This window comes from Dactylosporangium sp. NPDC006015 (assembly GCF_040614215.1).
GTDB lineage: Bacteria > Actinomycetota > Actinomycetes > Mycobacteriales > Micromonosporaceae > Dactylosporangium > Dactylosporangium maewongense.
In genome coordinates, this window is the sequence record NZ_JBEXUD010000009.1 from 241,221 (window position 1) to 263,925 (window position 22,705).

The 22,705-nt window shown below is 71.1% G+C and carries 25 protein-coding genes; 16 read left to right on the forward strand and 9 right to left on the reverse strand.

Going from position 1 to position 22,705, the window contains the following annotated elements:
• Nucleotides 1–3 precede the first annotated feature (3 nt).
• From ABZ321_RS18665 to ABZ321_RS18685, 5 genes are all read right to left on the reverse strand, one after another.
• The gene (locus tag ABZ321_RS18665; RefSeq protein ID WP_354892630.1) at nucleotides 4–1,053 is read right to left on the reverse strand and encodes a family 2 encapsulin nanocompartment cargo protein polyprenyl transferase; all 1,050 of its coding nucleotides are present in this window, start codon (nucleotides 1,051–1,053) and stop codon (nucleotides 4–6) included.
• 4 nt (nucleotides 1,054–1,057) lie between these two features.
• Nucleotides 1,058–2,458 (reverse strand): family 2B encapsulin nanocompartment shell protein, encoded by a 1,401-nt coding sequence (locus ABZ321_RS18670; protein WP_354892633.1) that lies wholly within the window; start codon nucleotides 2,456–2,458, stop codon nucleotides 1,058–1,060.
• Entirely contained in the window at nucleotides 2,433–3,860 is a 1,428-nt protein-coding gene (locus ABZ321_RS18675; RefSeq protein WP_354892636.1) for a family 2B encapsulin nanocompartment shell protein, read from the reverse strand. The genes ABZ321_RS18670 and ABZ321_RS18675 overlap by 26 nt, the downstream gene beginning before the upstream one ends.
• A gap of 272 nt (nucleotides 3,861–4,132) precedes the next feature.
• Nucleotides 4,133–4,576, reverse strand: a complete 444-nt coding sequence (locus tag ABZ321_RS18680; RefSeq protein ID WP_354892863.1) for a VOC family protein — start codon at nucleotides 4,574–4,576, stop codon at nucleotides 4,133–4,135.
• Between the two features lie 824 nt (nucleotides 4,577–5,400).
• A complete protein-coding gene (locus ABZ321_RS18685) occupies nucleotides 5,401–6,018 on the reverse strand; it encodes an L-threonylcarbamoyladenylate synthase (protein WP_354892639.1) in 618 nt (205 codons plus the stop codon).
• 1,059 nt (nucleotides 6,019–7,077) lie between these two features.
• Between ABZ321_RS18685 and ABZ321_RS18690 the strand changes: the two genes are divergently transcribed.
• On the forward strand, nucleotides 7,078–7,440 hold the full coding sequence (locus tag ABZ321_RS18690; protein ID WP_354892642.1) for a nuclear transport factor 2 family protein: 363 nt from the start codon (nucleotides 7,078–7,080) through the stop codon (nucleotides 7,438–7,440).
• Here ABZ321_RS18690 and ABZ321_RS18695 read toward each other — a convergent pair.
• Both ABZ321_RS18695 and ABZ321_RS18700 read right to left on the reverse strand, forming a co-directional pair.
• Nucleotides 7,403–9,331 (reverse strand): hypothetical protein, encoded by a 1,929-nt coding sequence (locus ABZ321_RS18695; RefSeq protein WP_354892645.1) that lies wholly within the window; start codon nucleotides 9,329–9,331, stop codon nucleotides 7,403–7,405. The two genes, ABZ321_RS18690 and ABZ321_RS18695, sit on opposite strands and share 38 nt — an antisense overlap.
• Entirely contained in the window at nucleotides 9,328–9,849 is a 522-nt protein-coding gene (locus ABZ321_RS18700; RefSeq protein WP_354892648.1) for a hypothetical protein, read from the reverse strand. Before ABZ321_RS18700 ends, ABZ321_RS18695 begins: the two co-directional genes overlap by 4 nt.
• A gap of 412 nt (nucleotides 9,850–10,261) precedes the next feature.
• Between ABZ321_RS18700 and ABZ321_RS18705 the strand changes: the two genes are divergently transcribed.
• Together ABZ321_RS18705 and ABZ321_RS18710 are read left to right on the forward strand one after the other, a co-directional pair.
• A complete protein-coding gene (locus ABZ321_RS18705) occupies nucleotides 10,262–11,566 on the forward strand; it encodes a DUF2252 domain-containing protein (protein WP_354892651.1) in 1,305 nt (434 codons plus the stop codon).
• 10 nt (nucleotides 11,567–11,576) lie between these two features.
• A complete protein-coding gene (locus ABZ321_RS18710) occupies nucleotides 11,577–12,179 on the forward strand; it encodes an MBL fold metallo-hydrolase (protein WP_344498190.1) in 603 nt (200 codons plus the stop codon).
• Nucleotides 12,180–12,208: 29 nt separating this feature from the next.
• On the opposite strand, the gene pyrE is transcribed toward ABZ321_RS18710, so the two are convergent.
• Nucleotides 12,209–12,712 carry an orotate phosphoribosyltransferase gene (pyrE, locus tag ABZ321_RS18715; RefSeq protein ID WP_354892654.1) on the reverse strand — a complete coding sequence of 168 codons (504 nt, stop codon included), beginning with the start codon at nucleotides 12,710–12,712 and terminating at the stop codon, nucleotides 12,209–12,211.
• A gap of 63 nt (nucleotides 12,713–12,775) precedes the next feature.
• On the opposite strand from pyrE, the gene ABZ321_RS18720 reads away from it, so the two are divergent.
• Complete coding sequence (locus ABZ321_RS18720; protein WP_344498186.1) at nucleotides 12,776–13,168, forward strand: PLD nuclease N-terminal domain-containing protein; 393 nt, start codon at nucleotides 12,776–12,778, stop codon at nucleotides 13,166–13,168.
• 21 nt (nucleotides 13,169–13,189) lie between these two features.
• Here ABZ321_RS18720 and ABZ321_RS18725 read toward each other — a convergent pair whose 3' ends face one another.
• Complete coding sequence (locus ABZ321_RS18725; RefSeq protein ID WP_354892657.1) at nucleotides 13,190–14,110, reverse strand: aminoglycoside phosphotransferase family protein; 921 nt, start codon at nucleotides 14,108–14,110, stop codon at nucleotides 13,190–13,192.
• A 119-nt stretch (nucleotides 14,111–14,229) separates the two neighbouring features.
• Here ABZ321_RS18725 and ABZ321_RS18730 point away from each other — a divergent pair, with 119 nt between their 5' ends.
• From ABZ321_RS18730 to ABZ321_RS18785, 12 genes are all read left to right on the forward strand, one after another.
• On the forward strand, nucleotides 14,230–14,796 hold the full coding sequence (locus ABZ321_RS18730; protein ID WP_344500652.1) for a CDP-alcohol phosphatidyltransferase family protein: 567 nt from the start codon (nucleotides 14,230–14,232) through the stop codon (nucleotides 14,794–14,796).
• A complete protein-coding gene (locus ABZ321_RS18735) occupies nucleotides 14,793–15,641 on the forward strand; it encodes a DUF881 domain-containing protein (RefSeq protein WP_344498182.1) in 849 nt (282 codons plus the stop codon). Before ABZ321_RS18730 ends, ABZ321_RS18735 begins: the two co-directional genes overlap by 4 nt.
• Nucleotides 15,638–15,970, forward strand: a complete 333-nt coding sequence (locus ABZ321_RS18740) for a small basic family protein (protein ID WP_344498180.1) — start codon at nucleotides 15,638–15,640, stop codon at nucleotides 15,968–15,970. Before ABZ321_RS18735 ends, ABZ321_RS18740 begins: the two co-directional genes overlap by 4 nt.
• 287 nt (nucleotides 15,971–16,257) lie before the next feature.
• On the forward strand, nucleotides 16,258–17,118 hold the full coding sequence (locus ABZ321_RS18745; RefSeq protein WP_344498178.1) for a DUF881 domain-containing protein: 861 nt from the start codon (nucleotides 16,258–16,260) through the stop codon (nucleotides 17,116–17,118).
• A 45-nt stretch (nucleotides 17,119–17,163) separates the two neighbouring features.
• Nucleotides 17,164–17,547 carry a glycine cleavage system protein GcvH gene (gene gcvH, locus ABZ321_RS18750; protein WP_344498176.1) on the forward strand — a complete coding sequence of 128 codons (384 nt, stop codon included), beginning with the start codon at nucleotides 17,164–17,166 and terminating at the stop codon, nucleotides 17,545–17,547.
• A 188-nt stretch (nucleotides 17,548–17,735) separates the two neighbouring features.
• On the forward strand, nucleotides 17,736–18,176 hold the full coding sequence (locus ABZ321_RS18755) for an FHA domain-containing protein (RefSeq protein WP_344498174.1): 441 nt from the start codon (nucleotides 17,736–17,738) through the stop codon (nucleotides 18,174–18,176).
• Between the two features lie 97 nt (nucleotides 18,177–18,273).
• On the forward strand, nucleotides 18,274–18,924 hold the full coding sequence (locus ABZ321_RS18760; RefSeq protein ID WP_354892662.1) for a MerR family transcriptional regulator: 651 nt from the start codon (nucleotides 18,274–18,276) through the stop codon (nucleotides 18,922–18,924).
• A 130-nt stretch (nucleotides 18,925–19,054) separates the two neighbouring features.
• Nucleotides 19,055–19,519, forward strand: coding sequence for a bifunctional nuclease family protein (locus ABZ321_RS18765; RefSeq protein ID WP_033358824.1), 465 nt, complete (start codon nucleotides 19,055–19,057; stop codon nucleotides 19,517–19,519).
• Nucleotides 19,520–19,693: 174 nt separating this feature from the next.
• The gene (locus ABZ321_RS18770; protein ID WP_354892664.1) at nucleotides 19,694–20,284 is read left to right on the forward strand and encodes a MerR family transcriptional regulator; all 591 of its coding nucleotides are present in this window, start codon (nucleotides 19,694–19,696) and stop codon (nucleotides 20,282–20,284) included.
• Between the two features lie 150 nt (nucleotides 20,285–20,434).
• A complete protein-coding gene (locus tag ABZ321_RS18775) occupies nucleotides 20,435–21,382 on the forward strand; it encodes a GlxA family transcriptional regulator (protein WP_344498167.1) in 948 nt (315 codons plus the stop codon).
• Complete coding sequence (locus ABZ321_RS18780) at nucleotides 21,373–22,011, forward strand: DJ-1/PfpI family protein (protein ID WP_344498165.1); 639 nt, start codon at nucleotides 21,373–21,375, stop codon at nucleotides 22,009–22,011. The genes ABZ321_RS18775 and ABZ321_RS18780 overlap by 10 nt, the downstream gene beginning before the upstream one ends.
• Before the next feature lie 10 nt (nucleotides 22,012–22,021).
• Nucleotides 22,022–22,639: a DUF2461 domain-containing protein gene (locus ABZ321_RS18785; protein ID WP_354892668.1), complete on the forward strand. Its 618-nt coding sequence runs from the start codon at nucleotides 22,022–22,024 to the stop codon at nucleotides 22,637–22,639.
• Nucleotides 22,640–22,705: the final 66 nt, after the last annotated feature.

Here is a 22,705-nt window from a genome sequence, read left to right on the forward strand (position 1 = left end):
CCGTCACCGGTCCCGCCGCGTCGCGAACCGGGCGAGCTCGCACAGCTCCGCCTCGACGAGCGGGTCGGCCTCGGCGGCGGCGAGGGCGTCGAGGGCACGGACGAGGAGCTGGTCGGCCTGCGCCTGGCTCCACATCCGCGCCCCGGCCGCCTCCACGAGGGTCGCGGCCCGGCCGACCCGGGGCTCCGGCAGCGCGCCGGCGCCCGTGTAGAACGCCGCGAGCTCCAGGCCGGCCGGGGTGCCGGAGGTCAGGGCAGCGACCACCGGCAGGGACTTCTTACGGCTGCGGAGGTCCGAGTGGACCGGCTTCCCGGTCGTCGCCGGGTCGCCCCAGATGCCGAGCAGGTCGTCGGCGAACTGGAACGCCAGGCCAAGGTCCTCGCCGAACTGCGCCAGCCGCAGCACCTGCGCGGGCCGGCCGCCGCCGAGCAGGGCGCCGATCGCGCACGCCGAGCCCAGCAGCGCCCCGGTCTTCGCCTGCGCCATGGCCAGGCACGCCTCGACGTCGACGTCCGCGCGGCGCTCGAAGTCGAGGTCCGCGCTCTGGCCGTCGATGAGCCGCTGTACCGCGGCGCCGAGCATGCCGGTGGCCCTGGTCGCGGCCGGGTGCCCGCTCGCGAGCAGCGTGTCCATCGCGAGGGTGAGCAGCGCGTCGCCGGCAAGGATCGCGGCGCTGGTGCCGAACACGCTCCACGCCGTCGGCCGGTGCCGGCGGGTGGCGTCGCCGTCCATGACGTCGTCGTGCAGGAGCGAGAAGTTGTGCACCAGCTCGACGGCGACGGCGCCCGTCACGGCCTGCCCGGCGCCGCCGACGGCGGCCGCGCCGAGCAGCACCAGCGCGGGCCGCAGCGCCTTGCCGGGGTCCGCGTCGACGGGCCGGCCGTGCTCGTCCCACCAGCCGAAGTGGTACCCCGCGACGTGCCGCATCGTCGCCGGCAACGTGTCGACGGCGGCGCGCAACGCCGGCATGACGGCGTCCCGGCTCTGCGCGAGGACCACGCCCGCGGATCTGGGCTGGATGGCGCTGGGACCGACGACGTGGGCGGCGACCATCCGGTCAGCCTCCGATCTCGACGTGTTCGAGGATGCCGAGCGCGTCCGGGACGAGCACGGCTGCGGAGTAGTACGTGCTGACGAGGTACGAGCTGACCGCGTGCTCGTCGATGCCCATGAACCGCACGTTGAGCCCCGGCTCGACCTCGTCGGGGATGCCCGTGCGGCGCAGCCCGATCACGCCCTGGTCGTCGGCGCCGGTCCGCAGGACCAGGATCGAGCTGGTCCCCCGGTCGCTGATCGGGATCTTGTCGCACGGCAGCAGCGGTACTCCGCGCCACGACTGGACCTGACGGTTCTCGAGGGCGATCGTCGGCGGGTACAGGCCGCGGCTGTTGCACTGCCGGCCGAACGCGGCGATCGCCTTCGGGTGGGCGAGCAGCAGCCGCGACTTGCGCCGCCTGGAGAGCAGCTCGTCGAGGTCGTCGGGGGTCGGCGGGCCGGTGCGGGTGGCGATGCGCTGCTTCAGGTCGGCGTTGTGGAGCAGCCCGAAGTCGCGGTTGTTGATCAGCTCGTGCTCCTGCCGCTCGCGCAGCGCCTCGATCGTCAGCCGCAGCTGCTGCTCGAACTGGTTCATCGGCTGGTTGTAGAGGTCCGCGACGCGCGTATGGAGGCGCAGGATCGTCTGGGCGACACTGAGCTCGTACTCGCGCGGCGTGGTTTCGTAGTCGACGAAGGTGCCCGGCAGGACCGGCTCGCCCTCGTGCCCGGCCGCCAGGTCGATCGCCGCTTCGCCGTGCTTGTTCTGCTTTTTGCCTGCTTTTTGCTGATATTTCGTGATGTGCGCGCCGATCGTGTCGCTGAACCGGTCGATCTCCTGCCGGCGCAGCGCGAGCAGCGTCGTCGGGGTGCTGGTGCGGATCGTGAAGCCCCAGCTGTGGTGCGTGCCCTCGAAGACGCCGTCGCCGAAGAAGTCGCCGTCGGTGAGCACGCCGAGGAGGGTCTCGTCGCCGTACTCGCCGACGCCGAGCTGCCGGACCTTGCCCCTGACCAGCAGGTACACCCGGTCGGCGGGCTGCCCGGCGGTCACGACCGTCTCGTCGGGGCCGAGCTCCAGCTGCTCGAACCGCTCGGCCATCTGGTGCAGGACCGAGTCGTCCGGGAACTCGCGCAGCGCCGGCAGCTCCCGCAGCTCCTGCGGGATCACCTTCACGTCGGCGCCCTGGTTGGTGAACGTGACCCGGCCGTCGCCGACGGTGTAGGTGAGCCTGCGGTTGACGCGGTACGTGCCGCCCTCGGCCTCGACCCACGGGAGCATCCGCAGCAGCCAGCGGGGCGAGACGCCCTGCATCTGCGGGACGGATTTGGTGGTGGTCGCAATGGTACGTGCGGCGCGGGTACCGAGGCTGCGCCGAACCTCTTCCTCGGTTTGCACGACGTCAGTTCTCCCGCCCGATTTCCACATTCTCGAGAATGCCGAGGGCGTCCGGCACCAACACCGCGGCGGAATAGTAGGCGCTCACCAGATACGAAATGATGGCCTGCTCGCTGATGCCCATGAAACGCACCGAAAGGCCGGGCTCGTACTCGTCGGGAATGCCGGTCTGGTGCAGGCCGATGACACCCTGCTGCTGCTCGCCGACGCGCATCAACATGATGGACGTGGTGCGGGTGTCGCTGACCTCGATCTTATTGCTCGGGAAGATCGGCACGCCGCGCCACGCCGGGACCTGGTGCCCGCCGAAGTCGATGTTGCCGGGGTAGACGCCGCGGCGGCTGCACTCACGGCCGAACGCGGCGATCGCGCGCGGGTGGGCGAGGAAGAACGTCGGCTCCTTCCACACCAGCGACAGCAGCTCGTCCATGTCGTCCGGGGTCGGCGGGCCGGTACGGGTGTAGATGCGCTGGTCGTACGCCGCGTTGTGGAGCAGGCCGAAGTCGCGGTTGTTGACCAGCTCGTGCTCCTGCCGCTCGCGCAGCGCCTCGATCGTCAGCCGCAGCTGCTGCTCGACCTGGTCCATCGGCTTGTTGTAGAGGTCCGCGACACGGGTGTGCACGCGCAGGACGGTCTGCGCGACGCTGAGCTCGTACTCCCGCGGCGACGCCTCGTAGTCGACGTACGTGCCGGGCAGGACCGGCTCGCCGTCATGCCCCGAGGCCATCTCGATGGCGGCCTCGCCGTGCTTGTTCTGCGGCTTCTGCGGCTGGTCCCGCATCCGGCGGATGTGCTCGCGCAGCGCGTCGGCCTGCCCGTTGAGCTGCTGCATCGCCTGCCACGACAGCGCGAGCACGGTGCAGCTGGTCAGCGCCTTGGCGGTGAACTCCCAGTTCGTCGCGCCGCCGGTGAGGACCTCGGCGCCGAAGTAGTCGCCGTCGGCCATGACCCCGAGGACGGTCTCGTCGCCGTACTCCCCCGCGCCGATCTTGTTGATCTTCCCGTGCGCGATGAGGAACACCCGGTCCGCCGGCTGCCCCTTGGTGACGATCACGTCCCCGGGCGCGAACTCCTGCTGCACGAACCGGTCCGCGAGGCTCCGCAGCGCGTTGACGTCCTCGAACCCGCGCAGCGCCGGCAGCTCGCCCAGCTCCTGCGGGATGACCTGCACCTGCGAGCCGGTGGACACGAACGTGACCCGCCCGTCGCCGACCGCGTAGCTGAGCCGGCGGTTGACCCGGTACGCGCCGCCGCCCGCCTGCACCCAGGGCAGCATCTTCAGCAGCCACCGCGAGGTGATCTCCTGCATCTGCGGCACCGACTTGGTGGTCGTCGCGAGGTTCCGCGCCGCACCGGTGCTCAGGCTCAGCCTGCGCTGCTCCTGCTCGTCATTGCCTTGCGCATTCGATCCGATGGATTCCAGCAGGGTCATTTGTTTGCTTCCAATCACGCATTCGGCGCCGATTGACACAGTTGAACCGCCGCCCGACTACATTCGGCGGCGGCGACGTTCAGAAAGGGGATTGATCGCAAGCGGGTCCAGCAACTCCGCCATCCTTGCGAACGGTTCAAGTATGCCGCCGCACCTGGCCGAACGGGCGATAAACCAAAAATGGTCAGCCATTTTCCGACCAATACCGCTAGCGTCGTTCTTCTTTTCGTGCAGCGCTTTCCACCACCCGCAACTGTCGGGTCCCCGACAGTTCACCGACCGCTGACGAGCTCCACCTCAAACCCGTCCGCATCCTCGAGATACGCCGCGTAGTGTCCAGCCCCACCCGCGTACGGATGCCGCTCGGGAAACATCAACACCCACCCGTGCGCCCCCGCTTCGGCGACGATCGCCTCCACCCGCTCCCGCCCGTCCACCCACAACGCCAGATGGTTCACCCCAGGCCGGCACCGCTCATGCTTTTCCCCCGTCAACCCCGGCGACTGCTCGAAGACGATGTACGTCCGCTCGAACCGCCAACTCCGCCCGACCGCCCACTCCTGGTACACCTCCCACCCAAGCTCTTCCAGCAACCACCCCCAACTCCGCACCGCCCGCCCCAGATCCGGCACCCAAACCTCAACGTGATGCAACACCGCACACCCCTCCCATCCTTGGAACACCGCTCCCCGCAACCAGCAGCCCCTCACCCCCACAGCACCCACCAGTCCACAACCTCCCACCGACCACCCCCACCGCCAGCCCCGCAACCTCTCCCACCGACCGACCCCACCGCCAGGCCCACAACCTCTTACCCACAGCACCCACAAGCCAGGTCCGCAGCCCCTCCTCCCACATCGCCCATGCCAGACCCACAACCACCACTCGGGCGCCGTGCCCTACGCGAGGTCGCCGAGCAGCGTGATCGACCCGTCAATCCTGCGGCACTCCACGCCACGCCCCCAGCGTCTCCACCCGCGGCACTCCACGCCACCGCCCCAGCGCCCACCCGCGGCACCCATGCCACACTCGCAGCACCCCACCTGCAGAACACCCACCAGGCCCAAACCCTCCCAGCCGCACCCACGCCACGTCCGAGCACACGCCACGTCCGCAGGACCCCACGCCAGGGCCGCAGGACTTGTGCCAGGGCCGCAATCCCCACTCCGCAGCACTACTCCCAGACCCCACCCCGCGGCACCATGCCGAGCCTGTAACCCTTACCCGCAGGGCCCTCACTCCAGGCCCGCAGCACCCGCCCGCCGGACAATCGCCCGGCGGCCTCCAGTCGGCTGCCCACCGCCGCGACCCACCCGCCCGCGACCCACCCGCGACGGCCTGGATCGCCAGCGCCGATCCGCAGAATCCCCGACTCGACGCCCTCGCCCGCCGCGACCTACTCGAAGCGGCCTGGATCGCCGGCGCCGACCCGCAGAATCCCCGACTCGACGCCCTCGCCCGCCGCAACCTACTCGAAGCGGCCTGGATCGCCGGCGCCGACCCGCAGAATCCCCGACTCGACGCCCTCGCCCGCCGCGACCTACTCGAAGCGGCCTGGATCGCCGGCGCCGACCCGCAGGATCTCGGGCTCGTCGCCGGACAGGTCCACGACGGTCGTCGGCTCGACGCCGCACTCGCCGTCGATGACCGCATCGACTTGGTGGTCGAGCAGCTCCTTGATCTCCCATCCCTGGGTCATCGGCTCGTCCTGGTCCGGCAGCAGCAGCGTGCTGGACAGCAGCGGCTCGCCGAGCTCCGCCAGCAGCGCCTGCGTGACCGTGTGCTCCGGGATGCGCACCCCCACAGTCCGCTTCTTGGGGTGCAGCAACCGCCGCGGCACCTCGGGGCTCGCCGGCAGGATGAACGTGTAACTGCCCGGCGTCACCCCCTTCACCAGCCGGAACACCGAGTTGCTGATCTGCACGAACTGCCCCAGCTGCGCGAAGTCCCGGCACATCAGCGTGAAGTGGTGCCGGTCATCCAGCTTCCGGATGTCCCGGATCCGCTCCAGCCCCGGCCGGCTGCCCAGCTGGCACCCCAGCGCAAAGCAGGAATCCGTCGGGTACGCGATCAACCCGTCATCCCGCAACACCGTGACAACCTGCTGCAGCAGCCGCGGCTGCGGATTGTCGGGATGCACGTCGAGGAATCTGGCCACGACCAGAGCGTACGCGGCCGGACTCCCGCCGCCACCTACAGCGCACCCGCACCGCGGACACCCGCAGACGGCTCACCGCGACATCACCGCACGATCCCGGCACAACGGCCCGGCGGACCTCGCCCGACACAACACCCTGGCGGGACCTCGCCCGACATAGCGCCCCTGGCGGACCTCGCCCGACATAGCGCCCCTGGCGGACCTCGCCCTTCACAGCGCCCCTGCCGACCTTGAATGGCGCCACGACCCACCACCGCCGCGACCCGACTCGCAGACCGCTGCCCCACCCCACACCGAACCCAACCGCAGACCCTCGGTCCCCTACCCTGCCAAGCCGACGCGGCGATCGGCCATTGCCCTTCCCGCTGCCAGCGCCCGGCCCGCCCGACGCAGGCCGCCCTTCGAAACACTCCTTCTCGACCGCACCACCCTGTAGCTCCCTCTCGACCTGGCACCCATCAGGGGCGGACGCGGGTCGCGGCTCCGACACAACCGTCACCTCGGACGCCAGCACAGTGGACTCGTCCACCTCGGGTGCATGGACAGCGGACTTGCCTGCCTCGGGCGTGTGGACAGTGGCCTTGCTTGCCTCGGGCGTGTGGGCGGCGGCCTGGTCCAGCTCGGCGATCAGCCTGGCATTGCGGAGTCGGGTGAGCTTGGTCGCATGCCGGGCAGCCAGGCCGTGACGGCGGGCCTCCGCGAACTCCGCCCGGGCCCGGACCCGCCCGTCTTGCGCCCACTGCGGCCCAGCGGCAGCGAGAGTCGCAGCAGGCCGGGTGTGCCCCTCGGTGGGCTCGACGGCCACCGAGGCCGCCGGTGACCGGTCGGCACTCGAAGTGGTTCGTGGAAAGGCGAAACTGAGCTGTTGATGGCGCACACCCGACCCCCGTCCCGGTGGCTTGCGCCGCCCGAAAGCGGCTTGAACCCATCGTCGTGGGCGCACCGACCGACGTCCAGCCGCGAGCGCCAGCATCTACGAAGAGGTATCAAGTCGCTACTCATCGTCGATTCCCGGTGATGAGCGGAGCACGCCGCGTGGGGAAGGAGTAGGAAGATGGCATGACGGATCTGGAGGCTGTGACCGACTGGGTTTCGGGCTACATCAGGGCCTGGAACAGCAACGATCCCACCGAGATCGGCGGCCTGTTCGCCGAGGATGCCGCGTACTACCCGGCGCCGTTCGAGGAGCCATGGCGGGGGCGGGGGACGATCGTGAAGCAGTGGCTGGCTCGTCGGGACCGGCCGGGCGAGACCACGTTCACGTGGCATCCGGTGACGGTCGGGTCTGAGTTAAGCGTTGTGCAGGGCGTGACCGTGTATCCGAAGCGGGTGTTCAGCAACCTGTGGCTGATCCGGCTCGACACCGTGGGGCAGTGCCGGGAGTTCACCGAGTGGTGGATGCAGCAGCCAGCTCGCGCCTGATCGCGCCGACGAGGAAGACGATGAACGCGACCGGGGCGGCGGGAAGACCGACCAGTGCGGTGAGCACACCGGGACGGGCCGGCCAGGCGGGTGCCGGGCGGCCGGGGCTGGTGTGTCCGGCGAGGAGGGCACGATCGGCGATGTCGATCGACAGGATCTGATCAGGCAGGACCATCAGCTCTTGAGCCTGCGTCGGGACGGCGGCCCGTGCCGAGGACTGCGGCGACGCCGAAGTCGAAGCCTGGACCGAGAACTCTGACGGGGTCGGAGGTGAGACCTGCGACGACGCCGAAGCCGGGACCTGGGCCGCGGGGTGTGAGGGGGCCTGGGACTGCGACGAGGACGGGGGTGCGACTTGCGCCTGGGGCGGCGTTTGCGGCGAGGCCGAAGACTGGGCCGAGAGCTGCGGGGCAGCCGGAGGTAAGACCTGCGACGAGACCGAAGACTGCGCCGAGAGCTGCGGAGCAGCCGGAGGTAAGACCTGCGGCGAGGCCGAAGACTGGGCCGAGAGCTGCGGGGCAGCCGGAGGTGAGACCTGCGACGAGACCGAAGCCTGGGCCGAGAGCTGCGGAGCAGCCGGAGGTAAGACCTGCGACGAGACCGAAGACTGCGCCGAGAGCTGCGGAGCAGCCGGAGGTAAGACCTGCGACGAGACCGAAGCCTGGGCCGAGAGCTGCGGGGCAGCCGGAGGTAAGACCTGCGGCGAGGCCGAAGCCGCGACCTGAGCCGAGAACTGCGATGCGGCCAGAGGTGAGACCTGCGGCGAAGGCGAGGCTTGGGCTGGAGGGGGCGGCGGGGACGTGACCTGGGCGGGTGACGAAGGCTGCGGCGAAGGCTGGGACTGCGGCGAGGGCGGTGGGGGCGTCGTCAGAGAGGGGGCGATGGCGAGGATCGACAGGCGTTGGACCAGGGCGTAGGCGGTCGGGGGGTAGTCGCGTTCGTCATCGAGGGGGCCGAGGTCGGTCACGGGCTCGGGGCGGAAGGCGACGACCAGGGCGCGGTCGGCCCACCAGCCGATGAGGCGGAGGGTGGTTACGCCGTACAGGTGGATGGTGCCTGGAAGGGGGGATCCGTTGGTTTCGGAGATGAAGGTGATGGTGGAGTCGCGGCCTGCGTCGGTGACGACGGCGAGGGAGTTGTCAGCGGGCGTGTAGGCGCCCTTGCCTGCGAGGCGTTGGCCGGCGGGGAGGGAGAAGCAGCCCTGCTTGGCGCACACCGTGGTGTCGAGCTGGACGGCGAGGTCGCCGTTGGAGGAGAAGGCGGCGGCGATCGGCGTCCGGGGCGTGGCGGCGAGGCCGGCGGGGAAGGGGAGGACTGTGCGGTACGTGCCGGTGTCGAGCGTGAGGACGCCGATGGAGGAGCCTTCGATGTACACGGCGAGGCGGTCCTGGTGCGGCGACCAGGCCAGCGGCGTGGCGTGTCCGCCGGCCGGTGCGGGGACTGGGAGCCGGCGGATGTGGCCGTCGCCGAGTGTGCGCACCGCGATCGAGGAGTCCGGGGAGGAGCCCAGGGCGTCGTGCGGGTACGCGACCATGGTGCCGTCGGGGGACAGCAGCAGCGACTCGCCGGGGGTTGCGGCGCCCTCGGAGGCCACGTCGAGGATGTGCTGGCCGCCGCGGGCGTCGACGAACGACACGCTGCCCTCGGTGTCGGTCAGGATGTTGTGCAGGCCGGGTGTGCTGCCGCCGATCGCGACCGGCACCGCGGTGACGGGCGCCGAGTCGAGTGTCGGTGTCCACGGCCACGGTGCGTCGACCCGGGCGGGGAAGCCGTCCAGGGCAACCGCGGGCGGTTGGTGCCAGGTGGAGGCGACGCCCATGCCGTAGGTGAGGCCGAGCAGGCCCAGGTAGGCGGCGACGACGTACAGCAGCCAGCGAGCGACAGGAGTCATGAAGGGCCCGGGAAGAACGGCCGGAGGCGCCGGCGGACGACGGTGGTGTGGGCGAGCAGGAGGGCCGTCGTCAGGAGGTGGAAGACGGCGAAGGCGAGCGCCGCGTGGGCGGCCGGCCAGGTGGGCGACAGGTGGTCGTTCAGGATCGCGAGTGTCAGCGTCGGCACGAGGGCGATGCGCCACACGAGGATCGTCCAGTGGCGGAGGGCGGCGCGCCGGTCCAGGCCGAGACGGGTGGCGGTGGCGCCGGTGAGGAGGAGCCAGAGCAGGAAGCAGGCCAGGTACGACCAGAGGCCGGTCCGCGCGAGCGCCACGGCGTCGGCGGCAGTCCGGAAGGCGTCATCGAGAGGCGGGGTGGTTGCCGGGTCGTGGAGCGCCGCGTCCGCGCGCCGGAGGGCCCAGATGGAGTAGGCCTGCAGGGCGGCGTGCGCGAGACCGGCGGCGATGAATGCACCAGTGACGACCGGCCAGAGTGATCCGCCGCCAGCGACAGGCCACAGCGAAGTGCCGTCGGCCAAACCCAGAGAAGGAGAAGACCTGGAGGAAGACGCCGAAGCGCCGCCAGCCAAACCCGGAGAAGAAGAGCCGGAGGGAGAAGGCGGGGCACCGCCGGCCACGGGGCGGGTGTCGCCGGAGGAGCGTGGAGCGCCGCCGGGGAGAGGTTGGGTGCCGCCGGCGGTGACGAGGGACTCGACCGCTGCCGCGTCTGGGACGGCGCCGTGGGTGGCGCAGAGCAGTTCGGCGCCGGTGGGGTAACCGGGCAGGTCGCAGCGCGCACAGGGCATCGGCACGGCGGTCACAAGATCGGCAGCGTAGACGACGGGTGGGTGGTATGCCGACCGCCGAACGTACCGGATGCGGAGCGCGACAGGCTGTCGTGATTGCGCCAATGCGCGCCCGCCGGAGGTCGGCTGTGCATACGGTTGATCAATGAACGACTCCCAGCAGCGCGCCGATCAGCTGGTCGACGTGCTCGTCACCGAGTTCGGTGAGCTGATGGCCCAGGACCCCGCCGCGTTCCGCCGGAAGTTCCGCAAGATGGCGGCGACGCCGTTCGCGTTCTACCGGGGCAGCGCCTGTGTCTACTACGCCGACCTCAACGGCGTCGCCGACCCGTTCCTCGACGAGCGGACCTCATCGGTGTGGATCCACGGCGACCTGCACGCCGAGAACTTCGGCACGTACCTGAACTCCGAGGGCATCCTCGTGTTCAACGTCAACGACTTCGACGAGGCGTACGTCGGGCCGTTCATCTGGGACCTGAAGCGGTTCGCCGCCAGCATCGCGCTCATCGGCTACGCGAAGGCCCTGTCCGACGCGGTGATCAGCGACCTCGTCAAGCAGTACAGCCGCACGTACGTGTCGGAGCTGCGCGCGATCGCCGCCGGCGGCGAGGAGGCGATCGGCTCGCTGACCCTGGACACGACCGAGGGCGTGCTGCGCGACGTGCTGCAGCGGGCCCGGCTCAACACGCGGGTCGCGCTGCTCGACGAGCAGACGGTGATCGAGGACTACGACCGCCGGTTCGCGATGGGCGACGGGGTGTACGCGGTGGACGCCGACACCCGCACGGAGGTCGAGGCGGCGTTCGCGGCGTACCTGCACACGCTGCCGTCGTGGGACGGGTCGCGGTCGCCCAAGTACACGATCAAGGACGTCGTGATGCGCAAGGGCGTCGGTATCGGCTCGGCCGGCCTGCCGTCCTACAACGTGCTGCTCGAGGGCCACACCCAGGCGCTGGAGAACGACGTCATCATCTACATGAAGCAGGGCCAGACGCCGGCGGTGTCGCGGTGGATCACCGACCCGAAGGTCAAGGCGTACTTCAAGCACCAGGGCCACCGCACGAGCGAGTCGCAGCACGCCCTGCAGGCGCACGCGGACTCGTGGGCGGGCTACACGGAGCTGCGCGGCGTCGGGCAGGTCGTCGCGGAGGTGTCGCCGTACGCCGCGGACCTCGACTGGAGCGACGTCAACGAGCTGGCGGACCTGACGAGCGTGGTCGAGTACCTCGGCCGGGCGACGGCCAGGATGCACTCGGTCGCCGACGACGAGTCCAGCCACGATCTGGTGAACTTCTCCACCGAGGAGGCGATCGTCGCCGCGATCGACCGTGACGAGGAAGGGTTCGTCGCCTCGATCGCCGACTTCGCGCACGAGTACGGCGCCCGCGCCCGCGCCGACCACCAGATCTTCGTCGACCTCTTCCGCAACGGGAAGTTCCCGGGCCTGTAAAGATACGAGTATGGCCGCGCGAATCGAACGAATCGTCACCGAAGGCACGTTCTCGCTGGACGGCGAGACGTTCGACGTCGACAACAACGTGTGGATCGTCGGCGACGACGAGGAGGCGATCGTCATCGACGCCGCCCACGACGCCGCCGCGATCCTGCACGCCGTCGGCTCCCGGCGGTTGCTGGCGATCGTCTGTACGCACGGCCACGACGACCACATCGACGCCGCACCGGAGGTGGCGCTGCGCACCGGCGCGCCGATCCTGCTGCACCCGCAGGATCTGCCGCTGTGGCACATGCGCCACCCCGACCTCGAACCGTCCGCGACCCTGGCCGACGGTCAGGTCATCACGGTCGCCGGCACCGACCTGACGGTCCTGCACACGCCCGGCCACAGCCCCGGTGCCGTCTCCCTGTCGGCGCCGGAGCTCGGCGTCGTCTTCACCGGCGACACCCTCTTCCAGGGCGGCCCCGGCGCCACCGGCCGATCATTTTCGGACAAGCCGACGATCCTGGAGTCGATCCGGACCCGCCTTCTCACCCTCCCGGGCGACACAGTCGTCCACACCGGCCACGGTACGGACACCACCATCGCCGCCGAGTCAGGGATCTAGCAAGCAGATCAAAAGATCTAGCAAGCAGATCAAAAACGGAACAGCGGGTGCAGGGTGATCCCCTCGGCCGCCAGCGCCTCGGTCCCGCCCTCCTGACGGTCGATGACACACACGGCGTCGGAGACGATCGCCCCGGCCGACCGCAGCGCCGCGGCCGACAGGGCGATCTGGCCACCCGAGGTGACGACGTCCTCGACCAGCAGGACCCGGCGTCCGGTGAGGTCGGCGCCCTCGGCGAGGCGGCCGGTGCCGTAGGGCTTCGCGGCCTTGCGGACGAACGCGCACGGCAGCCCCGCGTGCCGGGCGAGCGCGACGACGACCGCGATCCCGCCCATCTCCAGCCCGGCGAGGACCTCCGTGCCGGCGGGGACGAGCCGGGCCAGCCCGGCGCCGACGGCGTCGAGCAGGACCGGGTCCGCCTCGAACTGATACTTGTCGAAGTAGTGCGTCGCGGTGCGCCCCGATCGCAGGACGAACGAGCCGGTCAGGCGGCAGCGCTCGGCGATGATCGCGGCGAGGTCAGCGGTTTCCACAAGGTTGAAGGATCCCATCGGCCGGGACAGACAACGGCGCCGGGGGCTGCCATGATGTCCGGCGTGATTCGCCTCTATGGACTGCTGTTCCTGATCGACCTGGTGATGCTGGTCGTCGCGCTCATCGACTGCCTGTCCTCCGACGAGGACCGGGTGCGCAACCTGCCGAAGGTCGCCTGGGTGTTCATCATCCTGCTGTTCTCCCCGGTCGGGTGGATCGCCTGGTACGCCGCCGGGCGCCCGCAGGCCGTCCGGGCGGGCGGCACCTGGCGGCCGGGCAGCGGCTTCCCGGAGCGCGAGCGGCCGCGGTCCGTCGCGCCCGACGACGACCCCGCGTTCCTGCGCGAGCTCGCCCGCTCGCGCCGCGACGACGAGGAGATGTTCAGCAAGTGGGAGGCCGACCTCCGCCGCCGCGAGGAGGAGCTGCGCCGCCGCGAGGAACGCCCCGAAAGCTAGACCAGAAAGCCAGCCTGGAAATTAGCGCAGCCCGGCGTCGAGCCGGGCCCGCAGCCAGGGCAGCATGACGTCGGCCTGGTCCTGCTGGAAGCGGCGCAGCGTCGGCAGCCCCGGCGGCGCGGGCTGCCGGGCCCCGTCGGTGAAGAACGCCGCCAGGCCCGCCACCACGGCGGTCACGTCACCGGGGTCGGGCGAGAAGCAGTCCAGCACATCGTCGGAGATCCCCCCGCCGTACAGGCGGACGTTGAGCAGCAGCGAGAGGGTGTCGAACCAGGGGACGCCCACCGCGGCGCCCGGCCAGTCGACGACCATCACCGAACCGTCCGGGCGGATCAGCAGGTTGTCGGCGCGGATGTCGACATGCACCAGCCGGTCCCCGGCCAGGGCCGCGGTCCCCCGGTCGGCGAGCTCGACGAGCAGGTCCAGGTTGGCCGCCGCCCACGGATCCAGCGACGGCGGCGGATCGGCCGCCAGCCGCCGCCAGCCGGCGAAGTTGTGCGCGAGCATGAAGGGCAGCGCCGGCAGCCCCGTCGCCGGCACCGCGAGCCGCCGCAGCGCGTCCAGGACGGCCTCGAGGTCCGGTTGCTGCCACGGTACGAGCGGCTGCCGGCCCTCCACGTCGGCGAACACGAGCGCCACCCAGATGCCGTCGTCGTGGAACCCGAGCAGGCGGGGCGCCGGCACGTCCGCCGGCAGCGCCGCGGTGACCCGGGCCTCGGCGCGGTGCAGGGCGACGCTGTGCTCGTTATGCCCGGCGCTGACCGCCTTGACGAACGCCCGTGAGCCGTCGGCCAGGCGCACCCTGTCCGCGGTGCCGGGCGAGAACCCGCCGACCTGCGACACGGCCTCCACGACCGGCCCGCCCAGGATCCGCTCGACCGCCGCGTGCACCGACGGCGGCAGGTCGTCCCAGCCGATGCGTACCCCGGAAGCCTGCGCCATCGCACGATCGTCCCACCTCCCGCCGCGCCTGCGCGAGCACGCGTTCGGGTGCTGCTAGCATTCCGGTCGTCGTACAGCTGATCGGGGAGAGCGGGCGGACGGTGGACCAGCGGCAGAGCTTGGGTCCGGTGCTCACGGTGCCGAACCTGATCAGCTTCGCCCGCCTGCTCGGCGTGCCGCTGTTCCTGTACCTGTTCCTCGCCACCGACGCGACCGGCTGGGCGGTCGGCGTGCTCGTCGTCGGCGGGCTCAGCGACTGGGTCGACGGCTTCGCCGCCCGCCGCCTCAAGCAGGTCAGCCGCCTCGGGGAGCTCCTCGATCCCCTCGCCGACCGCCTGTACATCCTGGCGACGCTGTTCGCGCTGACGTTCAAGGACGTCGTGCCGTGGTGGTTCACGATCGCGCTGCTGGCCCGCGAGGCCGTCATGATCCTGTGCCTCGTCGTCCTGCGCGTCCTCGGCCACGGCCCGCCGCCCGTGCACTATGTCGGCAAGACCGCCACCGCGGTGCTGCTGATGGGCTTCCCGATGATGCTGCTCGCCAAGTTCAGCGAGGCCGCTCGCCCGTGGGCGCTGCCGAGCGGCTGGGCGCTCCTGTGGTGGGGGATCGTCCTGTACTGGGTGGCCGCCGTCTTCTACTTCATCCAGGCCGCGATCCACGTGCGGGCCGGCCGGCTCGCGTCGTGACGTTCGCTCGCCGCGACGACCTGCTCGGCGACCTGTTCCGCACGCCGCTCGACCCGGGCTACGCGCAGGCCGCCGCCCGCCGCCGGGAGGGCACGCCGCCGCCCCGGTGGGGGCCGGCCGCCCGGGCCGTGACGCTCGCGGCCGTCGGGTTCCTGCTGGCCGTGGCGTACCACCAGGTGGTGGCCGAGGCGCCGTCGGCGAGCCGGGCGCGCGACGACCTGGTGGCCGACGTCCGTTCGCGGCAGCGCACGGCGGAGGACCTGCAGCGCCAGGTCGACGTGCTCCGCACCCAGGTCGACGAGGCCCGCGACAACGCCCTCGCCGACGCCTCCGGCGCCGCGACGCTGCGCGGCCTCGCCGCCGGCGCCGGCACCGCGAAGGTCACCGGCGACGGGGTCGTCGTCCGCGTCGTCGACGCTCCCCCGCAGGTCGACCCGGTCACCGGCCACACCGCCGAGGAGAACCTCGGCATCGTGCTGGACCGCGACCTGCAGGACGTCGCCAACGGCCTCTGGCAGGCCGGGGCGGAGGCCATCGCCGTCAACGGCCAGCGCCTCACCGCCACCAGCACCATCCGCGCCGCCGGCGGCGTGATCCTCGTCGACTTCAAGCCCGTCACCGGCCCGTACGACGTCGCCGCCATCGGCTCCCCCGACATCGCCGACCGGTTCTCCTCGTCGACGACCGCCCGCCGGTTCCGCCGGTACGTCGACAACTACCGCATGCAGTTCACCGTCAAGACCCGCAAGGGCCTCGTCCTCGCCGCCGCCCCCGAGCCCCCGCTGCGGTACGCCCACCCGCCGGCACCCTCGGTGTCGCCATCACCCACTGGAGGTCACCGGTGATCGCGGTGCTCGCACTCGCCATCGGCGTCGCGGCGGGAATCTTCCTCGAGCCGACCGTGCCGCTGGGTCTGCAGCCGTACCTGCCGATCGCCGTCGTCGCCGCCCTGGACGCGGTGTTCGGGGGCGTGCGGGCGAAGCTCGACGGCATCTTCGACGACAAGCAGTTCACCATCTCGTTCATCTCCAACGTGCTGGTCGCCGCCCTCATCGTCTACCTCGGTGACCAGCTCGGCGTCGGCGGCCAGCTCTCCACCGGCGTCGTCGTCGTCCTGGGCGTGCGCATCTTCAGCAACGCCGCCGCCATCCGCCGTCATCTCTTCCGCGCATGACTCCCACCGACGACACCCCGCCGACCGACGGCAACCACCTCCACCCCACACATCACCTCCACCCCACACATGAGGACGGTGCGCAGCCCTCCTCGCCGGCCGAGGGTGGTGACACCCCCGAGCACGGTGCGGCCGGGAGTGAGGAAGGTGCGCTGCCCTCCTCACCGGCCGAGGGTGACCGACCTTCCCTCACGGGCGAAGGCAATGCCGGGCGCTCCCCTTCCACGCCTTCCCGCCGGCGCCCTCCATCACCCCGCCAGCTCCCCCGTACGGGCGACATTTCGGAAATGTCCGGAAGAGGGGGCTCGGAGCCGGAGGGCAGGAAGATGCCCCCGGCGGAACGGGCCGCAAGCGAAGAACCCGAAACGGAACACGGGACGACCCCCGCGGAAGCAGTCCCGGGTGAGTCCGAGGGCGCTCCCCCGCCGGGTGAGGCGACGGATGCCGGTGGCAGGAGGCGGTGGGGCGGGACCGGACTGGTCATCGCGCTGCTGCTGGGGCTGCTCGGGTTCGGGATCTCGGTGCAGTTCAAGGCGGGCAACTCCGACGCCGAGCTGGCCGCCGCCAGGCCCGAGGACCTGGTGCGGATCCTGTCGGATCTCGACGCGCAGCAGGATCGGCTGCGGCGGGAGATCAGCGACCTGGAGGAGACGCGGCGGCAGCTGGACTCGGGGGCGCAGGGGCGCGACGCGGCGCTCGCCGAGGCCCGGAAACGGGCCGACGAGCTGGGGATCCTTGCGGGGACGCTGCCGGCGGAGGGGCCCGGGCTGTCGATCGAGATCACCCCGGGCACGGAGAAGGTCAAGGCCGAGGTCATCCTCGACGCGATCGAGGAGCTGCGCGGCGCCGGCGCCGAGGCGATGCAGATCAGCGGGCGCGAGGGCGGCACGGTCCGCGTCGTCGCCGCGACCTACTTCGTGGACGGGGACAACGACCGGCTGGTGGTCGCCGGGTCGAGTCTCACGGCGCCGTATACGATCATGGTCATCGGAGGGCCTGACACCATGCGCACTGCGCTGAACATCCCCGGAGGGGTGGTGGACAGCGTGCGGCAGCACGGCGGTACGGTTCTGGTGCGCGAAGCGGACCCGGTGCGCGTGACAGCGTTGCACGCCGCCGGTGAGTTGCGATACGCAAAGCCAGCTTGACCCGGCACCCGACGATGGACCGGCCAGCACGAGCGAAGGACCGACGTGATTCCCGAGGATCTGCGTTACACGGCGGAGCACGAGTGGCTCGCACCGGCCGACGCCGGCGCCTTCAAGGTCGGCATCACCGACTTCGCCCAGGAAGCGTTGGGCGACATCGTGTTCGTGCAGCTGCCGGAGGTCGGCGCGAAGGTGCAGGCCGGCGAGTCGTTCGGCGAGGTCGAGTCGACCAAGAGTGTGTCGGAGATCTACGCTCCGGTGTCGGGTGAGATCGTCGCGGTCAACGCCGCCCTGGACGCCACGCCCGAGGTGCTCAACTCCGACCCGTACGGCGCCGGCTGGCTGGTCGAGCTCAAGGCAGACGACCCGGCGGCCGTCGACGCGCTGCTCGACGCCGCGGCGTACGGGGAACTGACCGAGAACAGCTGAGCAGCACCGCGAACTGAAACAGCGCACCAGCAGACAACGTCCGAAGAGACTGACAGGAAATACGGCAATAGGCTGCCGCGCGTCTGGTTGACCCGTGATTTCGGGCGTGACTAGGCTCGCTCAGTCAACCGTATGCATCGGCCTGTCGCATCGGAGGACACCCGAAGAGACGACCGTGAGGTGGTTCCATGACGCGCCCAGACGACGAGTTCCCCCCGCTCGACGTCACGTCCACGCTCAACCTTGGCGCCATTGAGGATGCCATCGCCGGGCAGGACGACGACGTGGTCCCCACCCGCGTGTCGGGCTCACTGCCACCAGGCACGGCCCTGCTGGCGGTCCGCCGCGGGCCCAACGCCGGTGCCCGCTTCCTGCTCGACCACGACGTGACGACCAGCGGTCGGCACCCCGACAGTGACATCTTCCTCGACGACGTCACGGTGTCGCGTCGCCACGCCGAGTTCCACCGCGAGGGTGGCACGTTCACGGTCCGCGACGTCGGCAGCCTCAACGGCACGTATGTGAACCGCGAGCGGGTCGAGGCCGCGACCCTCAGCAACGGCGACGAGGTCCAGATCGGCAAGTTCCGCCTCGTGTTCGTGGCAGGACCGCGCCCCGACGAGAGCTGAGGCGATGACGGCGTCGGCAGCCGCCTGGGACACACCGCAGGACCGCGACGGGCACGACCGTGGCGGTCCTCAAGGTGCTGCCCGGGGTGAGCGCCTGATGAGCATCGGTGAGGTGCTCGCGCAGCTGCGCGCCGACTTCCCGGACGTGACGATCTCGAAGCTGCGGTTCCTGGAGACCGAGGGTCTCGTGGAGCCGCGGCGGACGCCGGCCGGCTACCGCAAGTACACCTGGACCGACATCTCCCGGCTGCGCTACGTGCTGACCGCCCAGCGTGACCAATATCTCCCGCTTCGGGTGATCCGCGAGCATCTCGCGACGATGGGCGACCCGCTCACCGACGTGTCGCAGTCCGCGCTGCCGGTCGAGGCCGCCCCCGAGGTGCGGCTCAACCGCGAGGAGCTGCTCGACAAGGCCGGCCTGAGCGACGACACGCTGCGCGCCCTGGAGGGGCACGGCCTGGTGAAGCCCCGGCCTGGTGGCGGGTTCGACGCCGACGCGCTCGAGGTGGCGACGGCGGCGGCGCGGCTGGCCGAGTTCGGCATCGAGCCGCGCCACCTGCGGGCCTACCGGGCCGCAGCGGACCGCGAGATCGGCCTGTTCAGCCAGCTGGTGACGCCCATGACCCGGCAGAGCGGGCCGGCCGCCCGGGCGCGGGCCGCGGACACCGTCCACGAGCTGGCCGCACTGACCCAGCGGGTGCATGCCGCCTTGGTGCGAGCGGGCCTGCGCGAGATCCTGGGTAAGTGAGACCCTCCTTCGCACCCTCGACCGGAGCGATCTTCGCCACTGAGCGCACTTGGCCGGTGGCGCGAGTGGCACGACCGCCCCTTGGTCCGTGTACCGTGCAGGGAGTGGCAAGTCGACACGGAGGCGGGCAGTGCGAGAGCTGAATGTGGTCGGTGTTCGCGTGGAGCTGCCTACCAATCAGCCCATCGTGTTGCTCAAGGAGGTCGACGGCGACCGCTACCTGCCGATCTGGATCGGTGCGGTGGAGGCGACCGCGATCGCCTATGAGCAGCAGGGGGTCAAGCCTGCGCGGCCGCTCACCCACGACCTGATGCGCGACATGCTGGCGGCGCTCAAGGCACCGCTGAAGGCGGTCGAGATCGTCGAGATGCGCGACAACATCTTCTATGCCGAGCTGGTCATCGGCGACAACGTGCGGGTCTCCGCCCGGCCGAGTGACTCGATCGCTCTGGCGCTGCGGGTGGGTGCGCCGATCCGCTGCGCGGACCAGGTGCTCACCGAGGCCGCCATCGTCATCCCGGACGAGCAGGAGGACGAGGTGGAGAAGTTCCGCGAGTTCCTGGAGCAGGTCCGCCCGGAGGACTTCGCCGGGTAGTAGGTTCGGTTCCGAAGGGTCTCCTCGTACCGCCGACATATCGGACAAATGGCTACGATGGCGACGCGCGGAAAATTTGACGCACCGGCACGCGGCGTGTCGCGGCGTTACCTCCCCGCTGACCCTCAAGGTGCGCTATAGGGTTGCGGGTGTTGACGCTGGAGGTGGGTCGCAATGCAACAGCCGCCCGATCCCGGGATATCCGGTCATGCTGCTGACACGGTTTCGGTGAGTACGATCGCCAAGTCCGACGACGTCGGCTACCGCGGTCCGACCGCCTGCCACGCCGCCGGGATCAGCTACCGGCAGCTCGACTACTGGGCCCGCACCGGGCTGGTCGTGCCGAGCGTGCGTGACGCGGCGGGCTCCGGCAGCCAGCGGCTCTACTCGTTCCGCGACATCGTGGTGCTCAAGGTCGTCAAGCGCCTCCTGGACGCGGGCGTCTCCCTGCAGAACATCCGCAAGGCGATCGAGACCCTGCGCTCCCGTGGCGTCGCCGACCTGGCCGGCATCACCCTGATCTCCGACGGCACCACCGTCTACGAGTGCCGCTCCCCCGAAGAGGTCGTCGACCTGCTGCAGGGTGGCCAGGGCGTGTTCGGCATCGCGATCTCCGGCGCGTTCAAGGAGATCGAGGGCACCCTGTCGCACCTGCCCGCCGAGGCGGCCACCCCCGCCGAGGAGGTCCCGGTCTCCGCCGACGACTTCGCCCAGGCCGGCGGTGACGAGCTGGCCATGCGCCGCGCCCGTCGCCGCGCGGGCTGAGGCCCGGCACCCTCCAGCACCACCCACGCCGGTCGACCATCCCAGGTCGACCGGCGTTTCCGCATGCCCTCATGATCCGAAAGAGCGTGGCATGAAAGGTGGGGTCGGCGTCGTTGCGGACATCCCCGCGACGCCGCCAGGATCTTAGGCATGGCGGCTCGGCGGGTACTGGTGGTGCTGTTCGACGGGGTGCAGAGCCTCGACGTGACCGGACCGGTCGAGGTGTTCGCCGGCGCCGAGCAGGCCAGCAGCGGGTCGTACAGCGTCCGCACCGGCAGCGTCGGCGGCCTCGGCGTCCGGACGTCCAGCGGGCTCCGGATGCTGCCGGACGAGGACCTGGCCCACGCTGACCCGGCGGACGTGCTGGTCGTGCCCGGCGGCGTCGGCACCCGGACGAGCGACCCGCGGCTCGTCGACTGGCTCCGCGGCGCCGCGCCCCGGGCCGGGCGGGTGGCGTCGGTGTGCACGGGGGCGTTCCTGCTCGCCGAGGCCGGCCTGCTCGACGGGCGCCGCGCCACGACCCACTGGCGCTACGCCCCGGCGCTCGCCCGCCGCTTCCCCGGCGTCACCGTCGACACCGAGCCGATCTTCGTGCACGACCGGGGCGTCTGGACCTCCGCCGGGGTCACCGCCGGCATCGACCTGGCCCTCGCGGTCGTCGAGCAGGACCACGGCCGGGATCTCGCGCTCGAGATCGCCCGGCACCTCGTGATGTTCGTCCGCCGGCCCGGCGGGCAGCGGCAGTTCAGCGCGCAGCTGGAGGCGCAGGTCGCCGACCGCGACCCGCTGCGGGAGGTGCAGCGCCACATCGCCGAGCACCCCGGCGGCGACCTCACCGTCGAGGCCCTCGCGAGGCGGGCCAACCTGTCCCCGCGCCAGTTCAGCCGGGCGTTCACGGCGGAGGTCGGCACGCCGCCCGGCCGCTACGTCGACCGGGTCCGCCTGGAGACCGCCCGCCGGCACCTCGAGGAGGGCGCGTTCGTGGAGGACACGGCGCGTGCCTGTGGCTACGGCACCGGCGAGGCCATGCGCCGCGCGTTCATCCGGACGCTCGGTGTCACACCGACCGACTACAAGGAGCGGTTCTCATGCAGCTGATTTTCGTGGTGTACGACGGAATGACCGCCCTGGACGCGATCGGCCCCTACGAGATCCTGTCGCGGCTGCCCGGCGCGCGGGTCACGTTCGCCGGGGTGCAGGCCGGTCCCGTCCGCACCGACACCGGGGCCCTCTCCCTCGTCGCCGACCGGGCCCTCGCCGACTGCCCCGACCCCGATCTCGTCCTGGTCCCCGGCGGCCCGTCCGTGCGCGACCAGGTGACCGACACCGCCCTGCACGACTGGCTGCGCGCCGTCGACCCCGCCACGACCTGGACGACGTCGGTCTGCACCGGTTCGCTCATCCTCGCGGCCGCGGGCCTGCTGCGGGGCCGGACCGCGACGTCGCACTGGCTCGCGTTGGATCTGCTGCCGATGTACGGCGTGACCCCCGTCGCCGAGCGGGTCGTCCAGGACGGCAAGTACGTGACCGGCGCGGGCGTCTCGGCCGGCATCGACCTCGCGCTCACCCTGGCGGCCACGATCGCCGGGCCGCAGGTGGCCCAGTCGATCCAGCTCGCCTGCGAGTACGACCCCCGGCCGCCGTTCACCGCCGGCTCACCGCTGACGGCTCCCCCGGCCCTCGTGTCGCGGCTGCGCGCGGACGCCCACCTCGTGCTGACGACATAGACTGCTGGTCGTGGCGTTCCGTGGCTGGCCCGCCGAGGCCCTCGACTTCTACGACGGCCTCGAGGCCGACAACTCCAAGACGTACTGGACCGCCCACAAGGCGGTGTACGAGGAGCAGGTCCGCGCCCCGATGCTCGCCCTGCTGGAGGAGCTCGCGCCGGAGTTCGGCCCGGCGAAGATCTTCCGCCCGTACCGGGACGTGCGGTTCAGCGCCGACAAGTCGCCGTACAAGACCTCGTGCGCGGCCTCGTTCGAGCAGGGCGGCTACGTCCAGCTGACGGCGGCCGGCCTGGCGGCGGGAGCCGGCGCGTACATGATGGACTCCCCGCGGCTGGCGAAGTTCCGCCAGGCGGTCGCCGACGACTCCAGCGGCGCCCCGCTCACCGAGATCGTCGCCGCCCTGGAGGCGAAGGGCACCTCGGTCACCTCGCACGAGCAGCTGAAGACCGTCCCACGCGCCTTCCCGAAGGACCACCCGCGCGCGGACCTGCTGCGGCAGAAGGGCCTGATCGCGTGGCACCAGTTCGAGCTGCGGCCCTGGCTGGGCACCGCGAAGGCGAAGACGCACCTGGTGACGTTCTTCCGCTCGTGCGCCCCGCTCCAGGAGTGGCTCGCCACCCACACCTGACCCGCCGCGTACACCATGATCCGGAAGACCTCGCGCAGCCAGAGGCGCACAAGGTCTACCGGATCA

Bases quoted from the DNA above. Each gene is read 5' to 3' on its own strand.
- ABZ321_RS18665 (WP_354892630.1), bottom strand. From the start codon at position 1,053: ATGGTCGCCGCCCACGTCGTCGGTCCCAGCGCCATCCAGCCCAGATCC.
- ABZ321_RS18670 (WP_354892633.1), bottom strand. From the start codon at position 2,458: ATGTGGAAATCGGGCGGGAGAACTGACGTCGTGCAAACCGAGGAAGAG.
- ABZ321_RS18675 (WP_354892636.1), bottom strand. From the start codon at position 3,860: ATGACCCTGCTGGAATCCATCGGATCGAATGCGCAAGGCAATGACGAG.
- ABZ321_RS18690 (WP_354892642.1), top strand. From the start codon at position 7,078: ATGACGGATCTGGAGGCTGTGACCGACTGGGTTTCGGGCTACATCAGG.
- ABZ321_RS18695 (WP_354892645.1), bottom strand. From the start codon at position 9,331: ATGACTCCTGTCGCTCGCTGGCTGCTGTACGTCGTCGCCGCCTACCTG.
- ABZ321_RS18705 (WP_354892651.1), top strand. From the start codon at position 10,262: ATGAACGACTCCCAGCAGCGCGCCGATCAGCTGGTCGACGTGCTCGTC.
- ABZ321_RS18710 (WP_344498190.1), top strand. From the start codon at position 11,577: ATGGCCGCGCGAATCGAACGAATCGTCACCGAAGGCACGTTCTCGCTG.
- ABZ321_RS18725 (WP_354892657.1), bottom strand. From the start codon at position 14,110: ATGGCGCAGGCTTCCGGGGTACGCATCGGCTGGGACGACCTGCCGCCG.
- ABZ321_RS18745 (WP_344498178.1), top strand. From the start codon at position 16,258: ATGTCCGGAAGAGGGGGCTCGGAGCCGGAGGGCAGGAAGATGCCCCCG.
- ABZ321_RS18755 (WP_344498174.1), top strand. From the start codon at position 17,736: ATGACGCGCCCAGACGACGAGTTCCCCCCGCTCGACGTCACGTCCACG.
- ABZ321_RS18760 (WP_354892662.1), top strand. From the start codon at position 18,274: ATGAGCATCGGTGAGGTGCTCGCGCAGCTGCGCGCCGACTTCCCGGAC.
- ABZ321_RS18770 (WP_354892664.1), top strand. From the start codon at position 19,694: ATGCAACAGCCGCCCGATCCCGGGATATCCGGTCATGCTGCTGACACG.
- ABZ321_RS18775 (WP_344498167.1), top strand. From the start codon at position 20,435: ATGGCGGCTCGGCGGGTACTGGTGGTGCTGTTCGACGGGGTGCAGAGC.
- ABZ321_RS18780 (WP_344498165.1), top strand. From the start codon at position 21,373: ATGCAGCTGATTTTCGTGGTGTACGACGGAATGACCGCCCTGGACGCG.